We start from the raw sequence: 15,344 nt of genomic DNA on the forward strand, positions 1-15,344 counted from the left end.
AAAAAAATATTTACAGGAACCCTAATTTCCAATTCGAAAAAAAGATGAAATAAAAAACCTCCAGTGGTATCATAAAGTAAAACTACCACTGGAGGTAAAATCATGACTTTTAGAGATTATATCATAAACGTTTATATTCTGACAGATGAAATCCTAAAACTCATAAAACATAAACATAAAACAAATAAGCCTAAATTCTCTGATGTAGAGCTTATAACTCTCATCATATTTTCTATGAGCTATAGAAAAGGTGATTACAAAATAACACTTAAGGAATTTAAAGAGAATTACAATGACCTTTTCCCTTATGTTCCTCAATTACCAGCAATAGTAAAAAGAGCTAAAAAACTATATAAACTTGCTCAAGTAATCTCAATCATTCTTACAAATTTATTTTCTGAGAAGATAACCACAGTATACATAGCAGATACAAAACCAATACCTGTTTGTAAAAATCAAAGAATGAAAAGAAACAAGAAAGTTTCTGGTAAGTTATACAAAGGAAACAATGCAGCAAAAGAATGGTTTGGTTTTAAAATAGGATTAATAGTGGATTATTACAAAAGACCGATAGGATATGAGATTATTCCAGCTTCAAAGCATGATATAAACTTTTTAAAGGAAGTAAAAGAGGACAGTGTTTTGATAGATATATTAAACAAAGGGACAATAATAGCAGACAAAGCTTTTAATTCAAAGGATTTAAAAGAAGAATTTAAGAGTTTAGGAATAGAGTTAGAGGCTATAAGAAAGAAGGGGAAAGTACATCACAAACAAAAGGATAAACAAGAGTTTTTAAAGAGAGTAAGGAAGAGAATAGAGACAGTATTTAGCAAGTTATACTATATGGGAATAGAGGATATCAGGGCAGTATCTTTAGAAGGATTTAAAGCTAAGATAAACTTCTTCATTTTAGCTTTAAGTTTTGCTACTTGTCTTGGTTTGTTTTAAAATTATTTAAATTGGAAATTAGAGTATTTACAGGAATTAGGTTTAAAAGTTGGTGAAAAAGTTGATATAAAAGTAGAAGATGGAAAGATAGTTATAATTCCTGTTAAACAGAAAAGAAAACCAAAATTAGATATTAACCAGCTTTTTAAGGAAGATTATGAAGAAAATAAAAAGTTTGAATGGGGAAAAGTAGGTAAAGAAATATGGTAGATTACCTTTCTGAGGATCTTATTTATTTAAATTTTAACCTCCTTGTTGCCTTTATCATTTCTCTTCTCCATCTTGAAGTTCCTCAAAAAGTTTATTAATGTCCTTTACATCAAACTGTTTTGCATAGATGATTAGATTTTCAAGTTCCTCAAGTTCAGATGGGATAAATCTTTTAACGGCGATTCTTATGGTTTGAAAATCTACTTTCCCAGATTTTAATAAAAAAACTACGTCTTTATAATCTTTTCTTCTGCCTGCAAAGAGTTTTGAAACTATAAGGTATTCTATTGGTATAACCTTAACAAGATGACCTTTATAGTTAAAGCTTTTAGCCGTTTTTATACCAATTATGTCCCATTCTTTTTCTACTATTCCTACATCAAACCCTTGGCCATCTTTTTTAAAAACGAACCATAAACTATCCATAAAGGCGTTTTTTCTTTCCAATTTAAATCCGTTTTCTTTTAGTACTTTTAAAAGTTGTTTTTCTTCTGACGGTAAAATTTTTACGTCAAAATCTTCAGGAGATATTGCCCTTACTCCGTTATACCATACAGAAACTGCAACCCCACCTACTACTGCATACTCAAAGCTTTGTATAAGAGATAGAAAATTATTTAGAGCCTCTCTTTTATCTTCCTCTATGTAGTTTTGAACTATGTATTCAAACGTTGATGATAGATATCTTTGTTCCAAAAGGTCTTTACTCCTCTGAAAACATTTACATTTTAAATAAATCTAATAATCTTACCTTTTTCCATAATCACTAATGTAAAGAATGTCTCTTTTAATCCAGCTACTACCCTATAAAGGTATCTTTTTTTCTTGCAATACATTTTTTTAAGAAGTTTAAAATAAAAAATTGGGGCTTTTAGCCCCTAACTTTCTAAATCTATTTTTTTATTAAATATTCAATATCCTGTATTATCTTATCTTCCGGAAGGTATATTCCTTTGTAATCTTCTACGATTTTACCGTTTTTGTCTATTATAAAGGTTATAACAGGAGTATGGGAGATCATTTTATGTTTCATAACGTGGTCTCCATGCTTCATCTCCATCTCTTTCTCTTTAACTTCTATACCGTAAGCTTTCCAAACCTTCTTTAAATCTTCTTCTTTCCCTGTTAAGAATGTAAAAGTATCAAACTCGTGAGACTTTTTATACTCTTTTAAAACTTCTGGAGTATCTCTTTTAGGGTCAACAGTTATAAATACAATTTGAAACTTATCTTTTAATCCCTTTTCAACTAATGCATCTGAGATTCTTTTTAAAGATGCACTTACTGTAGGACACACATGTTGACAGTTTGTAAAGCCAAAGTAAAGTATAACAACCTTTCCTTTAAAGTCTGAAAGTTTTGTAGGTTTACCTTCTTCATTAACAAGATTTTCCACTTCAATCGCAGGTTTAGGATAGCCTTTTGCACTTCCTTGCAGATTGTAAGCCATAGATACTGTAGAAAACACAAGTACAATTAGAAAACTTAGCAACTTCTTCATCTTCACACCTCCAAAAAATTTATTGATTTAAATCATATATTAATTTCGTGTTAAATTCAACTTCAAATTTAACATGACTAAATTTTTCTTTTCATCATTGAAATTAAGTCTCAATTACAATAAAATAAAACTCAAATCATTTTTGAGGCTTAGTTTAAAATATTTTAGATAGGAGGTTTAGTATGAAAAAAATTATAGTAGCTTCTTTAGTAGTTTTGACCCTAGTTACAAACTCTTTTGCAGGTAAAAAAGCTTTAATATGGGATGATACAGAAACTCTTGGAACAGGCAACTATCAAAACGAAAACTACTTTTTTATAACAAAGTATACTGATGAAACAGATGGTAGCTACATATTTAACTTCACTTATGGCTATAACGATAAAACAGACATAGCTTTAAATATACCTTTTGGGTACTTAAAAAACTATGAGAACACTTACTCTGACATATCTGACCCATTTGTAGAAGTTAAATACAGATTTTACGAAAAAAATGGATTAAAATTTGCAATAAAGCCTTTTTTAGGTATTCCTGTAAAGAAAGATAGTGATTTTAGTGAAGGTCATCTAAGTTATGGCATTACTCTCATATCTCAAGCAGATTTTGAAAAATTAACCTTCTACGCTAACTCATCTTTTATGGTACATAAAGATAGAATACTAGGGCAAAACGAATTTTTTCAGTCTATTTCCGCAGAATACTCACTAATAGATAATCTAAGTGTAATTACAACTTTCTTTTTAAGCTCCTATGAAGAAACTGAGAAAGGTGGATTGATAGGTATAGGTTATAGTAAAGGAAAAGTAGAAATTGGTGTAGGAATAGGAAAAGTCTTTAACCCAAACAACGACTACTCGTTTTACGGTGGAATAACTTTTAAATTTTTCTAAATTTATGTTATAATTAGCCTCTCAGTAGAATAAAACAGGCTAAGAGGTAAAATCATGAATCATTTAACACCACAGCAGATAGAAGAGTTAAAAAACATACTTATTGAGTGGAAAAACAGAATAATAGAGGATACAAAACAAAATACTGGAGAAGCTCTATCTTTTGAAGGTGCTGATGAGATGGAAAGAGCAGAAGCTGAGGCGGGAAGAATTCTTACCCTTAGGACTTTAGATAGAGAAAGAAAATTACTTAAAAAGATAGAAGAGACGCTTTTAAAGATAGAGTACGGAGTTTACGGTATATGTGAGTCTTGTGGTGCAGAGATTCCCTATGAAAGACTAAAAGCCCGTCCTGTAGCATCTTTATGTATAAACTGTAAAGTTAAACAGGAGGAAGACGAAGAATGAAGGTAAAGTTAACTGACAAAGATGCTTTAATAGTGGTTGATATGCAAAACGATTTTATGCCTTACGGCGTCCTTCCTGTAAAAGATGCGGATAAGATAGTACCTACTATAAACAGTTATATTGAGCTTTTTGAAAAAATGTCAAACCCTGTTTTTTTTACAAGAGACTGGCATCCAGAAAATCATATATCATTTAAAGGATTTGGTGGTATATGGCCTGCCCACTGTGTCCAGAACACCGAAGGTGCAAAATTTCATCCAGATTTAAAAATACCATCTGATAATAAATTTATAATCTCAAAAGGAACAAGCCCAGATTTTGATGCATACTCCGGATTTCAAGGTACTAACTTACACTCTCTCTTACAAGAAAGAGGTATAAAAAGACTTTTTATATGTGGCGTTGCAACAGATTTCTGTGTAAAAAATACGGCTATAGGTGGTTTAAACTTAGGTTATCAAGTTTTCCTTTTGGTTGATGCGATAAAATCTGTATTTCCAGAAAAAGAGAAAGAAGTTATTAAAGACCTTTTAGATAAAACTACTGTGGCTTTAACATTAAAAGATATAGATGGTTAACTACATAACACAAAGTAAAGAACTTACTGCTTTAAAGGAAAAGTTAAAAGACTTGCCTTACGTTTACTTAGATACAGAAGTAGCTGTAAAAGACTTTGAAAAGGTAGACTACTTTAACGACAAAGTAAGACTTATCCAGATAGGTACACAAGAAGATATTTTTGTTATAGATGCTTTCAAGGTAGAAAGAGATACTTTAAAAGAGTTTTTAAAAGAAGTTTTAGAAAGTAAAGGCATTGTAGGACATAACCTTAAGTTTGATTTAAAATTTTTAGCAACCAATTTTGATGTATATCCAAAAGTAGTGTTTGATACATTTATAGCCTCTAAAATCCTCGCAAAGGGAGATAACTCTCAAAAACATTCCCTTTCCGCAGTAGCAGTTAGATTAACAGATGAAGAAGTAGATAAGACTTATCAAACTTCACCTTGGTGGGTAGAAAACCTAACAAAAGAACAGATAGAGTACTCAGCAAAAGATATAGAAGTTTTAAGGTCAATTTTTAGAGAGCAAGTTGTTAGACTGAACGAAGAACAGACCCATTTAAAATCCTCTGGGGAAACTTACAAAGTCTTTGGAGTAGTGAACCCAGTAGCTGCTTTAGAGATGGCATTTTTACCTTGTTTAGTATCAATAGAACTATCAGGAATACCCATAGATGAAAAACAGCTTAGTAATCTTATAAAAAACTCAAAGACCACCTTCCAAAACCTATACATAGAATTTAAAAGGAAGTACTATATAGACCCATTTTCTCCACAACAAGTAGCAAACTTTTTAACAAAAAAGTTAGGGTTAAAACTACCAAAAACAGAAAAAGGGTCTTTTTCATCTCAAGATGTACATTTAAAGCCCTATGAAGATAAACCAGAAGTAAAAACTCTTCTTTCTATCAGATACGAAAAGAAAACCCTTGATAAGTTAGAAGAACTTTCTAAGTATGTTAAAAACTCAAGAGTGTATGGAGAGTTTAAACAGATAGGAGCTTCAACTGGTAGAATGTCCTCTTACAAACCAAACCTTCAAAACATACCAAAAAACCTAAAAAGTATCTTTAGAGCTCCTGACGGATACTTGTTTATAATCGCAGATTACTCCCAGATAGAACTTAGAATAGCCGCAGAGTACACAAAAGACAAAAGTATGATAAAAGCATTTCAAGAGAAGAAAGACCTTCACAAACTCACAGCTTCAGTAATAACAGGAAAAGATTACCAAGAGATAACAAAAGAAGAAAGAAACCTTGCAAAGGCTATAAACTTTGGGCTTATCTACGGTATATCTCCAAAATCATTGGTAGAGTATGCAAAAAACAATTACGATATAGATATAACACTTTCTCAAGCAAAAACTTTTCACGAAAACTTTTTTAACTTCTATCCAAAATTTAAAGAATGGCACGAAAATGTTAAAAATTACTTAGAAAAACACAAGTTTATTCAGGTTGAAACACTACTTGGAAGAAAACTTATAGCTTATAAATTTACAGACGCAGTAAACTATCCTATACAAGGGAGTGGAAGTGATTTACTTAAAATGGCAGTTGTACTATTTTATAAGAGTTTATTAGACTTAGACGCAAAGGTTGTAAATCTTGTCCACGATGAGATAGTTGTTGAAGTAAAACAAGAAGACGTAGACAAAGTTCAAGAAATACTCTCTCAATCTATGGAAAAGGCAGGAAGGTACTTACTAAAAGAAGTTCCTGTAGAGTTTGAGATAAACGTATCAAAATCTTGGAGCAAAGAGTAGTTGTACACACTCTTTAAAGACCAAGCCATAGTTTTAAAAAGAACATTTGTAGGAGAGAAGGATTTAAGTTTAGTCGTTTACACTAAAAAGTTAGGCAGGGAGAGTATTTTTATCCAAAACGGGCAGCTTATAAAAAATCTCCCAGTAGTCTCTCTAACCGAGTTTAACTGGTTTTCTGGAGTCTTTTTTAAAATAAAAGACAGGCTTTATATAAGCGAGATTGATAACTTTAAAAATGTTGCTATTGAAATTGTAAAAGAGTACAACAGATTTTTATCAGCTTACAACATTATCAGCTGGATTTACAACTTTGCTCCTCATCAAGATGAGAGAATTTTTATACTCCTTAAAAAAACTTTGTATTACCTTACTTTAGCTAAAGATACAAATTTACTAGAGCTTGCATTTTTAGTAAGACTTGTTTATCTAAACGGTGAACTAAATCTAAATGCTATTGACCTTGACACTCAAGAAAGAGATTTACTAACCTTTCTTTTAAAAACTCCTATATCTAAAATCTCCTCTCTCTTAGGTGAAGAAAACCAAAATCCACAAAAATTAAAGGAAAAACTCCTATCTTTTACCCACTCTCTGTAAATCTTACTCATTTCCAACTTCTATATCCTTTAAAAACTCCCTATTTTCCAGATACCACTCAACGGTTTTCTTTATTCCCTCTTCAAAACTTACTTTTGGTTTCCAACCTAAAAGTTTTTCTGCTTTTGTTATATCTGCCCACGTTTCTTTTAAATCTGCTTTATGAAAAGGTCTGTAGTCTATAACTGCCTTTTTGTTAAGGTACTTTTCTATCGTTTGGATTACTGTATTTAGACTTATAGGATTTTTACCACCGCCTAAGTTTATTATCTCATAACCTAACTCTTTAGTTGATAAAATCGTCCCTTCTGCAATATCGTCAACGTATGTAAAATCCCTTGATTGGGAGCCATCTCCGTAAAGTATTATTGGTTTTCCTTCATCTATCCATTTTATAAATCTAAAGATACTCATATCTGGTCTTCCTGCAGGTCCGTAAACGGTAAAGTATCTTACAATTGAAACGTCAATACCATATAAATAGTGGTAAGTGTAAGCCATTACTTCAGCTGCTTTTTTTGATGCAGCATAAGGAGATATGGGAGTGTTTACAGGTAAGTCTTCTTTAAAAGGCATTGGTTGTCCTGCGTAAAGTGAAGATGTAGAAGCTAAAACCATCTTTCTAACTTGATACTTTTTCATCATCTCAAGTAGGTTCAATGTTCCATTTGCGTTTGTAGTCATATACACATGAGGGTTTATCATACTGTATCTTACTCCAGCTCTTGCAGCAAGGTTGATAACACAATCAAACTTGTGGTCCTTAAAGATCACTTCAAGAGCTCCTAAATTTTCTATATCAACTGGATAAAACTTAAAGTTTTCGTAATTTTCTAAATCTTTTTTTCTATACTCTTTCAGTCTTACATCGTAGTAGTTATTCATATTATCAATACCTACAACTTCAACACCTTTTTCCAGTAAAAATTTTCCTGTCTTCCAACCTATAAATCCAGCAACTCCTGTTAGAAGAACTTTTTTCATTTGATACTCCTTTATCTTTAGGGTATGATATTATTTTATCATTGAAAGAGGTCAGGTAATGGAAAAAGATGTTTTAAAACATACACTGTTTGGAATAGAGTTTAAAAATCCTGTTTGGACTGCTTCAGGGACTTTTAGCTATGGTCTTGAAGTTGCAAAGTTATACGACCTATCACTACTTGGTGCCATAGTTGTAAAGGGGCTTTCTTTAAAACCAAGAAAAGGTAATATGCCAGAAAGAATTGTTGAAACTCCTGCCGGAATGCTTAACTCTATAGGACTACAGAATCCTGGGGTAGATTACTTTATAAATGAAACCTTACCTAAGTTGAAAAAGTATGATACAAGAATATTTGCAAACGTTTTTGGAGAAGATGAAGAGGAATATTTAGCCGTTGCAGAAAGGTTAGATAGAGCCGACGGTGTAGATGGACTTGAGCTAAACGTTTCTTGTCCTAACGTAAAAAAAGGTGGAATAGCCTTCGGAAGTGACCCTCAAGTCCTTTACGACCTTGTTTACAAGCTGAAAAAGATAACCAAAAAACCTCTTTTAGTCAAACTATCTCCAAATGTGACAAACATACTTGATACTGCAGATGCTTGCGTTAGTGCCAATGCTGATGGATTAGTATTGATAAATACTCTTTTAGGTGTTGCAATAGATGTAGAAAGAGAAAAACCTATCCTATCTACAATAACAGGCGGATTGTCTGGACCGGCAATCTTACCTATAGCCGTTAGAATGATATGGCAAGTTTATGCAAAGTATGGTAGTAAAGTAGCCATAATTGGTGTAGGTGGTATATCAAACACACAGGATGCTCTTCAACATATACTTGCTGGAGCTGTTGCTATACAGGTAGGAACTGCAAACTTTTACGACCCATACTCTCCGTTGAAAATAATTGACGGTTTAAAGCAACATGTGATTAAAAAAGGTTATAGTCATTACAGTGAAATGGTAGGAAAAGCCCATAAAATGATTTTAAAGGAGGTTTAAGTGATTGTTGTTTTAACAAAATTTCCAATCAAATCAGAGTTTATGAAAGATTTTGAAGAAAGGTCTAAAGAAAGGTTTGGAGAGCACGGAATAGACAAGATGGAAGGTTTTTTAGGTATGAAAATTTTAGCAGGAAGAAGTTTTCCATCAATGCCACAGAACAATCAAGTTGTAATAATTACCTACTGGAAAGATATGGAAAGTTTTTTAAATTACACAAAGAGCCAAGCCTTTGCAGAAGCACATAAAAATCCTCCACCAAAAGAATGGTTTGTTGGAAATCCTTCTGTAGAAATATATGAAGTTATCAAAGAAGTATAGCTATGTTAATTTTTACAAAATTTAACATTAAATTATAAGCTTGAAATTTATTTACAAATTGTTTAATATTGATTTAAATCATATTCTATAGGAGGTTGTTTTCATGGGAGAAAACACAACTATCAGGTGGATCCTGTTCTTCTTCTTCCCGGCACTTTTCGTGTACGGATTGCTCCACGTTTACTCTTCTAAACCGGCTCAAGCTAAAAAAACAGCTGAGCTTACAGAGATGGAAGAGGGGGGTCGTAAGGTTTACAACAAGTTCTGTGTAGGTTGTCACGGTGAAAACGGAGATGGTAACAGTATGGCAGCTCCTTTCTTCAAAGACAAACCACCAAACTTTCACACTGGTGTGTTTAGATGGAAGTCAACTCCAGAAGGTACACTTCCAACAGATGAAGACCTTTTACATGTATTAAACTGGGGTATTCCTCAAACTCCAATGCCATCTTTTCACTTAGTACCTGAAGTTCAAAAGAGAGCTGTTATTGCTTACATCAAAACATTCTCTGATAGATGGAAAAAAGAACAACCTGGAGAGTCTGTTTACACAAAGATTAAAGAAATACCACCTTATTTTGGAACTAAAGAGTCTATTGAAAAAGGAAAAGAGTTGTATGCAGCAAACTGTACAGCTTGTCACGGTGAAAACGGAAAAGGAGATGGTCCAATTGCGGCAACTTTACCTGTTCCGCCAACAAACTTAACTTATCCCGTAAGAGCAGCAGGTCCTTCTCCAAAAGATACGTTCAGAGTTTTAACTGTTGGTTTAGAAGGATCTCCAATGCCTAAGTTTGACCATTTATCAGAAGAAGACAGATGGCATTTAGTTTCTTACATAGCGTATTTAATGAACCAAGGAAAATAATAAAAGGAGGTGCTTAAAATGGCAGCTGCTACAACAACAGCAGGTGAAGTTCAGTTAACCAATTTGGTTAACTATACACTTGTTAAGCTACACGTTGCAATGGGTTTGATATTCTTTATCATCGTAGGTTTAATGGGATTCCTTTACTCTTTACAGCTTGACGGTATATATCCTTTCCCGGGTATTGAGTTTTTATCTCCTGGTAGAGTAAGAATGATTCACACTGCAGGAGCGGCTTATGGATTTTTGGTAAACATGTTTACTGGATTGCTTTACTGGGCTGTTCCAAGATTTACAGGGTACAAAGTTTTTGATGAAAAGTATCTTGGAGGATTTATGTTTATAGGTCTTCAAGCAGCAGTTTTAATAACTGTTGTAGCTATACTTTTCTTAGGTCAAGCAGACAACGTTGAATGGGGTGAAACTCCATGGTGGCTTGATCCAATTATAGTTGCTTGGTTGTTACTACATGCTGTTCAGTTTGGTACTCCTATACTTAAAGCATCTCAAAAAGCTCCACTTTATGTTACAGGTTGGTATGTTTCTGCAATGTTAGTATGGACTCCTCTTGTTGTATTTATGGGTAACTTTATACCAAGGTTCTGGTCTGCAGGTTCTGGAGCAGGAGCAGTTCAATCTACATTTATTCACGATTTAGTTGGTCTTTACGTTACTCCAGTTGCATGGGGATTAATGTACTACTTTGTTCCTGTTATCATGAAAAAACCAATGTGGTCTCATGGTCTTTCTTTACTTGGTTTCTGGGGATTAGCATTCTTCTATCCTATGAATGGTGTTCACCACTTTTTGTGGTCTCCAATTCCAATGTTTGCTCAGTACTCAGCTGTATTTGCAACAGTTGCTATTGAGTTTGCAGTTACATCAGTTCTAATCAACTTTATGATGACTTTAAGAGGATCTGCAGAAGTACTCAAATACAATGTACCACTAAGATATATGTATACAGGAGCTATATTTTACTGGATTACTTGTTTCCAATGTGCATTTCATGTTACTTTAACTTTCCAAAAAGTAATTCACTTTACAGACTGGGTTACTGGACACGCACACCTTATAATGTTTGGAACATTTGGTATGTGGGTTCTTGGAATGGCAGAGTATGTATGGCCAAGACTGTTTGGTAAAGAAACAATGTACTCAAAAGGTATGTCAGAAGGTGCTTACTGGTTGTTAACAATAGGTGTTATCGCTATGTTCGTTGACCTTACAGCTGCTGGACTAGTACAAGGATTTGACTGGATAGGATTAAACCCTTGGATAGACTCTGTAAACTTCTCTAAACCTTTCTGGTACTTTAGATCTGTTGCTGGTATTATGATGTTAACTGGATTACTAATGTATGCTATGAACTTCTACAAAACAGCAACAGCTGGAAAAGGTTTAGAAGCTCAACTCAGAAATGCATAATGGGGGTGGTTGAAAATGGGTAAAATGGAACGTTTTCCGTTTGTAGTCTTAGTAGCAGGGCTGTTGTTCTTCTTATTTGCAGACTTTATATCTTGGGCTTTGCCTATCTTTGTATTAAAAGATATACCAATGAAAAAAGTTTCAGACCTTGCAGCTGAAGCTAAGGCTAAAAATACATCTGCTTGGGCAGATTTTGAAAGAATAGCCATGTACTATCCTGAACAGTTTAAAAAGTATTATGGTGAAGTAAATGAGAAGTCTTTTGAAAAGGCTTTAAGAATTGGACATCACTGGTATGTTGCAGAAGGATGTTGGAACTGCCACTCTCAGATGATAAGACCAGTTTCTAACGAGACCCTCAGATTTGGAATACCGGGTGTATCTAACACAGTATCTTATCCTTCTGAGTATCAAAATGAACTACAAGCTCCAGTTCTATGGGGTACAAAGAGAATTGGTCCAGACCTAATAAGAGAAGCTGCAGTACACAATGTTGATTGGCAAGTTGCTCATTTATACGACCCTCAAACAACTTCTCCCGGATCTAATATGCCTGGATATCCTTGGTACTTTGAAAAGGATAAAAATGGTAATATAGTTCCTAACGAAAGAGGCATAGGACTACTTACTTATATTATGTGGCTTGGATCTTGGGAAGTAAAACCAACTAAAGAGTGGGCATTGAAGTAATGAATTTATTGGTATTAGGGGGTTTTCACCCCCTTTTAATGCCACCGGAGGTGGATTAAATGAAGATAACACAACGCACAGTTTCTTTGATGATAATGTTTATATTCCTTTTCGTTGTAGGGTCTATTATAGCAGTTAGAACGGTTGCGTACTTAGAGGCTGGATTCGAGCTTAAAGGATTTTTAGTAGAAGTAATAACTTATGTAATAGCTCTAACAGGTTGGTTAACTTTATTTATTTACTCTTACTTAAAAGGTGATTTTAAAGATATTGAAGGTCCAAAGTACGAATTGTTAGAAAAGGAAGAAAAAATAATAGAAGCTGAAAAAAAAGCTGGGATGTATTAATAAAAAGAATAAGACAAAGCCTTTACAGTGAGCCATAGACCCAAGAACCTGTCAACCGATGGAAGGCACAGGTGAGGGGCTTGCAGTAAGCAAGCTATAAACTATGGCAAGTTGTAAAGGTAGCCCTTGCTATCCCTATTCTGGGTAAGTCTCTCAACAAGGACTTATCACCCTTGAAGCCAATACTGGTTGAAGGGGATTGGGATAGGGTAGCAGTAGGGTTAGTTCCTGTTTCTTGGGACAGGGACTATGATGCAAGCAAAATACCGCCAGCTGGGGATTGCTTGCATCTGAAAAAGGCGGAATATAAATACCCCAGCCCAAAGTGTATAAAGTAAAGCTTATAATACACTTTGGTTTACCAGGTGTTAAAATATGGCTGGACATTTAGAAAACACAAGAGCAATAGACAAAATAACCTACGTTACAGATGCAGTTCCAACTTGGTGGATGATGTTCTGGATAGGTTACATTCTATTTACAGTTTCGTACATAGTTTTTGACTGGATTCCAGACTTCCTTGGGTGGATGTCAGTAGTAGGACAAGGTGCAGAAGCTGCTGATAAGTATATCTGGCTCAGAGAGTTAATGAGAAACTAATTTTTATCAACAGTTTCCAAAATACAAGCCCCCTTTTATGGGGGCTTTTTCTTTTTATGATATAATCTTTTTATTTAAATCATGAGGTTTGTTATGGTAATTAGGTTAATACTCATATTAAATATCTGTTTGTTTTACCTTTCTTTTGGAGGAGAAAATTTGGTTAAAACTGTCTATCCTAACGGTGTTACGCTGATATACAAAGAGACTGAAGGTAAGGGAATAATAGGAGGTTCAATCTTTATAAAAGGTGGGAGTTTTGAAGATACAAAAGAAAAAGCTGGTTTAACTAACTTGACTTTGAAGCTTTTACTTCAAGGGTCAAAAAATTATTCTCAGTATGAGATAAGTAAATTTTTTGAAGATAGTGGAGGATTTATATCAGTATCTACATCTGAGGATTTTTCAGAAATAGATTTTGCTGTAAAAGTAGAAGATTTTCCCAAAGCTTTAGCTATTATTGGGGATATTTTAAATAACCCAAAGTTTCCTGAGGATAAGTTAGAGCAAGAGAAAAATAATGTAGTAGCTCAAATAAAAGCCAAAAAAGAAGAAGGTTTTGCATACGGATTTGACCAATTGAGAAAAGAGATTTTCAAGGGAACAAACTATGAATACTCTCCTTTAGGATTAGAAGAAACTATTCCTAATATAACTATCCAAGATGTATTAAATAGATGGAAAGAGTTAAACAATGGAAATAGAATGGTAATCTCTATCGTAGGAGATTTAGAGTATAAAAAGGCTTACGAGTATTTAAAGGTATTCAACAGTATTCCAAGGGGAAAAACTTTTAACTACGTTCAAATAGATAAAAAAATTGAAAACATCCCTTGTAAAGAGATAAAGAGAGAAGGCGCGCAATCTACAATTATGATAGCTTACAATGCTCCTACAGTTAAAGATAAAGACTATATACCTTTTAGAGTTTTAAACTCAATACTTGGAAGTGGATTTACTTCAAGACTATTCCAAGAACTTAGAGAAAAGAGAGGACTTGCCTATGCAGTAGGGTCATTTTTCCCTGCCAGAATAAATATAGGTACCGTAGTAGCTTATATAGGTACAGACCCAAAAAAAACACAAGAGTCTGTATCAGGGATTAAAAAAGTTGTTGAAAGTTTAAAAGAGGGAATTAAAGAAGAAGAGATAAACACTGCAAAGGAAAAGATTATTGGTGGATTTTTAATGGATCATCAAACGAGAGTAAAACAAGCTTACTACTTAGGTTGGTTTGAGACTGTTGGACTTGGTTATCAAATGGATAAAATGTATACAGATTTAGTAAAAAAAGTTAAATCGAAGGATTTAGAGCCTCTTTACGATAAGTATTTTAACCAAGGTTCTACTTGTATAGTAATAAAACCATAAAAGGAGGAAAGAATTGATTTGGTTTACAGAATATCAAACTAAAAACACGGGCTTAACAGTTAAAGTAAAAGAAGCAAAACATGTCCAATCAAAGTATCAAGAGATACTCTTACTTGATACTTACGAATACGGAAAAATGCTTGTACTTGACGGAGCTGTTCAAACAACTGAAAGAGATGAGTTTATATACCATGAAATGCTTGCACATCCAGCTTTGATAAAACATCAAAACCCTGAAAGGGTATTAGTTATCGGCGGTGGAGATGGTGGAACTGTAAGAGAAGTGTTGAAACATCCTTCTGTAAAGGAAGTTCATTTATGTGAGATAGATGAAGATGTTATAAACATATCAAAACAGTACCTACCTACTATATCCTGTGAGTTAAACAATCCAAAAGTGTCTATCTTTGTTGAGGATGGAAATAAATTTTTAGATGAAAGAAAAGAGTATTACGATGTTATTTTACTTGATTTATCTGACCCTGTTGGACCTGCTGAGGCTTTATTTAAAAGAGCTTTTTATGAAAAAGTAAAAGCTTCTCTAAGAAAAAACGGTATAATGACTGCTCAGACAGAATCTCCTTTTTTACAAGAAGAGTACTTTAAAACAGCTGTGAAAGAGATACAAAAAGTCTTTAAAAACTACGGGACATACCTTGCGTTTATACCTACTTATCCAGCTGGAATGTGGAGTTTTACAATGGCTTCTGACGATGTGAATATATTGGATTCTTCAGAAAAAGATTACGAAAAAATCAAAGATTTGAATACAAAGTACTTTTGTGATAAAATATATACTTCTCTTTTTGCACTACCTAAATTTGTATCAGATTTAATAAAATAA

The 15,344-nt window shown here is 33.5% G+C and carries 20 protein-coding genes; 17 read left to right on the top strand and 3 right to left on the bottom strand.

Features of this window, described 5'->3' with window-relative positions; translation table 11 throughout:
- The first annotated feature begins 102 nt into the window (after positions 1 to 102).
- Together SULAZ_RS03365 and SULAZ_RS09310 are read left to right on the top strand one after the other, a co-directional pair.
- The gene (locus tag SULAZ_RS03365; protein ID WP_012674497.1) at positions 103 to 951 is read left to right on the top strand and encodes an IS982 family transposase; all 849 of its coding nucleotides are present in this window, start codon (positions 103 to 105) and stop codon (positions 949 to 951) included.
- Positions 952 to 1,017: 66 nt separating this feature from the next.
- Complete coding sequence (locus SULAZ_RS09310) at positions 1,018 to 1,161, top strand: hypothetical protein (protein ID WP_425476468.1); 144 nt, start codon at positions 1,018 to 1,020, stop codon at positions 1,159 to 1,161.
- Positions 1,162 to 1,215: 54 nt separating this feature from the next.
- On the opposite strand, the gene SULAZ_RS03370 is transcribed toward SULAZ_RS09310, so the two are convergent.
- Positions 1,216 to 1,857: a hypothetical protein gene (locus SULAZ_RS03370; RefSeq protein WP_012674162.1), complete on the bottom strand. Its 642-nt coding sequence runs from the start codon at positions 1,855 to 1,857 to the stop codon at positions 1,216 to 1,218.
- Between the two features lie 196 nt (positions 1,858 to 2,053).
- A complete protein-coding gene (locus SULAZ_RS03375) occupies positions 2,054 to 2,662 on the bottom strand; it encodes an SCO family protein (protein WP_012674874.1) in 609 nt (202 codons plus the stop codon).
- A gap of 182 nt (positions 2,663 to 2,844) precedes the next feature.
- Here SULAZ_RS03375 and SULAZ_RS03380 point away from each other — a divergent pair, with 182 nt between their 5' ends.
- The 5 genes from SULAZ_RS03380 to SULAZ_RS03400 are packed head-to-tail and all read left to right on the top strand — an operon-like array spanning position 2,845 to position 6,891.
- Complete coding sequence (locus SULAZ_RS03380) at positions 2,845 to 3,555, top strand: transporter (protein WP_012674009.1); 711 nt, start codon at positions 2,845 to 2,847, stop codon at positions 3,553 to 3,555.
- A gap of 54 nt (positions 3,556 to 3,609) precedes the next feature.
- Positions 3,610 to 3,963: a TraR/DksA family transcriptional regulator gene (locus tag SULAZ_RS03385; RefSeq protein WP_012674737.1), complete on the top strand. Its 354-nt coding sequence runs from the start codon at positions 3,610 to 3,612 to the stop codon at positions 3,961 to 3,963.
- On the top strand, positions 3,960 to 4,541 hold the full coding sequence (locus tag SULAZ_RS03390) for a nicotinamidase (RefSeq protein ID WP_012674649.1): 582 nt from the start codon (positions 3,960 to 3,962) through the stop codon (positions 4,539 to 4,541). Before SULAZ_RS03385 ends, SULAZ_RS03390 begins: the two co-directional genes overlap by 4 nt.
- Positions 4,534 to 6,294: a bifunctional 3'-5' exonuclease/DNA polymerase gene (locus SULAZ_RS03395; protein ID WP_012673655.1), complete on the top strand. Its 1,761-nt coding sequence runs from the start codon at positions 4,534 to 4,536 to the stop codon at positions 6,292 to 6,294. The genes SULAZ_RS03390 and SULAZ_RS03395 overlap by 8 nt, the downstream gene beginning before the upstream one ends.
- Positions 6,295 to 6,891: a recombination protein O N-terminal domain-containing protein gene (locus SULAZ_RS03400; RefSeq protein WP_012673653.1), complete on the top strand. Its 597-nt coding sequence runs from the start codon at positions 6,295 to 6,297 to the stop codon at positions 6,889 to 6,891. It abuts the gene before it with no gap.
- Positions 6,892 to 6,894: 3 nt separating this feature from the next.
- On the opposite strand, the gene SULAZ_RS03405 is transcribed toward SULAZ_RS03400, so the two are convergent.
- Positions 6,895 to 7,875: a GDP-mannose 4,6-dehydratase gene (locus SULAZ_RS03405; RefSeq protein WP_012674502.1), complete on the bottom strand. Its 981-nt coding sequence runs from the start codon at positions 7,873 to 7,875 to the stop codon at positions 6,895 to 6,897.
- 58 nt (positions 7,876 to 7,933) lie between these two features.
- Between SULAZ_RS03405 and SULAZ_RS03410 the strand changes: the two genes are divergently transcribed.
- The 10 genes from SULAZ_RS03410 to speE all read left to right on the top strand — a co-directional run bounded on the left by SULAZ_RS03410 (position 7,934) and on the right by speE (position 15,344).
- On the top strand, positions 7,934 to 8,875 hold the full coding sequence (locus SULAZ_RS03410; protein ID WP_012673766.1) for a dihydroorotate dehydrogenase: 942 nt from the start codon (positions 7,934 to 7,936) through the stop codon (positions 8,873 to 8,875).
- Positions 8,876 to 9,196, top strand: a complete 321-nt coding sequence (locus SULAZ_RS03415) for an antibiotic biosynthesis monooxygenase family protein (protein WP_012674663.1) — start codon at positions 8,876 to 8,878, stop codon at positions 9,194 to 9,196.
- Positions 9,197 to 9,299: 103 nt separating this feature from the next.
- Positions 9,300 to 10,064, top strand: coding sequence for a c-type cytochrome (locus SULAZ_RS03420; RefSeq protein WP_012674177.1), 765 nt, complete (start codon positions 9,300 to 9,302; stop codon positions 10,062 to 10,064).
- Positions 10,065 to 10,082: 18 nt separating this feature from the next.
- Positions 10,083 to 11,492 carry a cbb3-type cytochrome c oxidase subunit I gene (locus SULAZ_RS03425; RefSeq protein WP_012674369.1) on the top strand — a complete coding sequence of 470 codons (1,410 nt, stop codon included), beginning with the start codon at positions 10,083 to 10,085 and terminating at the stop codon, positions 11,490 to 11,492.
- A gap of 15 nt (positions 11,493 to 11,507) precedes the next feature.
- Positions 11,508 to 12,182: a cbb3-type cytochrome c oxidase subunit II gene (locus SULAZ_RS03430; protein WP_012674487.1), complete on the top strand. Its 675-nt coding sequence runs from the start codon at positions 11,508 to 11,510 to the stop codon at positions 12,180 to 12,182.
- A gap of 59 nt (positions 12,183 to 12,241) precedes the next feature.
- On the top strand, positions 12,242 to 12,529 hold the full coding sequence (locus SULAZ_RS03435; RefSeq protein ID WP_012674998.1) for a hypothetical protein: 288 nt from the start codon (positions 12,242 to 12,244) through the stop codon (positions 12,527 to 12,529).
- Positions 12,530 to 12,702: 173 nt separating this feature from the next.
- Positions 12,703 to 12,867 (top strand): hypothetical protein, encoded by a 165-nt coding sequence (locus tag SULAZ_RS09015; protein WP_012674703.1) that lies wholly within the window; start codon positions 12,703 to 12,705, stop codon positions 12,865 to 12,867.
- A gap of 37 nt (positions 12,868 to 12,904) precedes the next feature.
- Positions 12,905 to 13,129: a hypothetical protein gene (locus SULAZ_RS03440; protein ID WP_012673485.1), complete on the top strand. Its 225-nt coding sequence runs from the start codon at positions 12,905 to 12,907 to the stop codon at positions 13,127 to 13,129.
- 93 nt (positions 13,130 to 13,222) lie between these two features.
- On the top strand, positions 13,223 to 14,500 hold the full coding sequence (locus SULAZ_RS03445) for a M16 family metallopeptidase (RefSeq protein WP_012674803.1): 1,278 nt from the start codon (positions 13,223 to 13,225) through the stop codon (positions 14,498 to 14,500).
- Positions 14,501 to 14,513: 13 nt separating this feature from the next.
- Entirely contained in the window at positions 14,514 to 15,344 is an 831-nt protein-coding gene (speE, locus tag SULAZ_RS03450; RefSeq protein ID WP_012673674.1) for a polyamine aminopropyltransferase, read from the top strand.

It is taken from the genome of Sulfurihydrogenibium azorense Az-Fu1, assembly GCF_000021545.1.
In the GTDB taxonomy this organism is placed as follows: Bacteria; Aquificota; Aquificia; order Aquificales; family Hydrogenothermaceae; genus Sulfurihydrogenibium; species Sulfurihydrogenibium azorense.

Coding starts and splice junctions, on each gene's coding strand:
- SULAZ_RS03440 (WP_012673485.1), top strand. CDS start 12,905: ATGGCTGGACATTTAGAAAACACAAGAGCAATAGACAAAATAACCTAC.
- SULAZ_RS03430 (WP_012674487.1), top strand. CDS start 11,508: ATGGGTAAAATGGAACGTTTTCCGTTTGTAGTCTTAGTAGCAGGGCTG.
- SULAZ_RS03425 (WP_012674369.1), top strand. CDS start 10,083: ATGGCAGCTGCTACAACAACAGCAGGTGAAGTTCAGTTAACCAATTTG.
- SULAZ_RS03410 (WP_012673766.1), top strand. CDS start 7,934: ATGGAAAAAGATGTTTTAAAACATACACTGTTTGGAATAGAGTTTAAA.
- SULAZ_RS03395 (WP_012673655.1), top strand. CDS start 4,534: ATGGTTAACTACATAACACAAAGTAAAGAACTTACTGCTTTAAAGGAA.
- SULAZ_RS03435 (WP_012674998.1), top strand. CDS start 12,242: ATGAAGATAACACAACGCACAGTTTCTTTGATGATAATGTTTATATTC.
- SULAZ_RS03375 (WP_012674874.1), bottom strand. CDS start 2,662: ATGAAGAAGTTGCTAAGTTTTCTAATTGTACTTGTGTTTTCTACAGTA.
- SULAZ_RS03380 (WP_012674009.1), top strand. CDS start 2,845: ATGAAAAAAATTATAGTAGCTTCTTTAGTAGTTTTGACCCTAGTTACA.
- SULAZ_RS03420 (WP_012674177.1), top strand. CDS start 9,300: ATGGGAGAAAACACAACTATCAGGTGGATCCTGTTCTTCTTCTTCCCG.
- SULAZ_RS03445 (WP_012674803.1), top strand. CDS start 13,223: ATGGTAATTAGGTTAATACTCATATTAAATATCTGTTTGTTTTACCTT.
- SULAZ_RS03405 (WP_012674502.1), bottom strand. CDS start 7,875: ATGAAAAAAGTTCTTCTAACAGGAGTTGCTGGATTTATAGGTTGGAAG.
- SULAZ_RS03365 (WP_012674497.1), top strand. CDS start 103: ATGACTTTTAGAGATTATATCATAAACGTTTATATTCTGACAGATGAA.
- SULAZ_RS03385 (WP_012674737.1), top strand. CDS start 3,610: ATGAATCATTTAACACCACAGCAGATAGAAGAGTTAAAAAACATACTT.
- SULAZ_RS03390 (WP_012674649.1), top strand. CDS start 3,960: ATGAAGGTAAAGTTAACTGACAAAGATGCTTTAATAGTGGTTGATATG.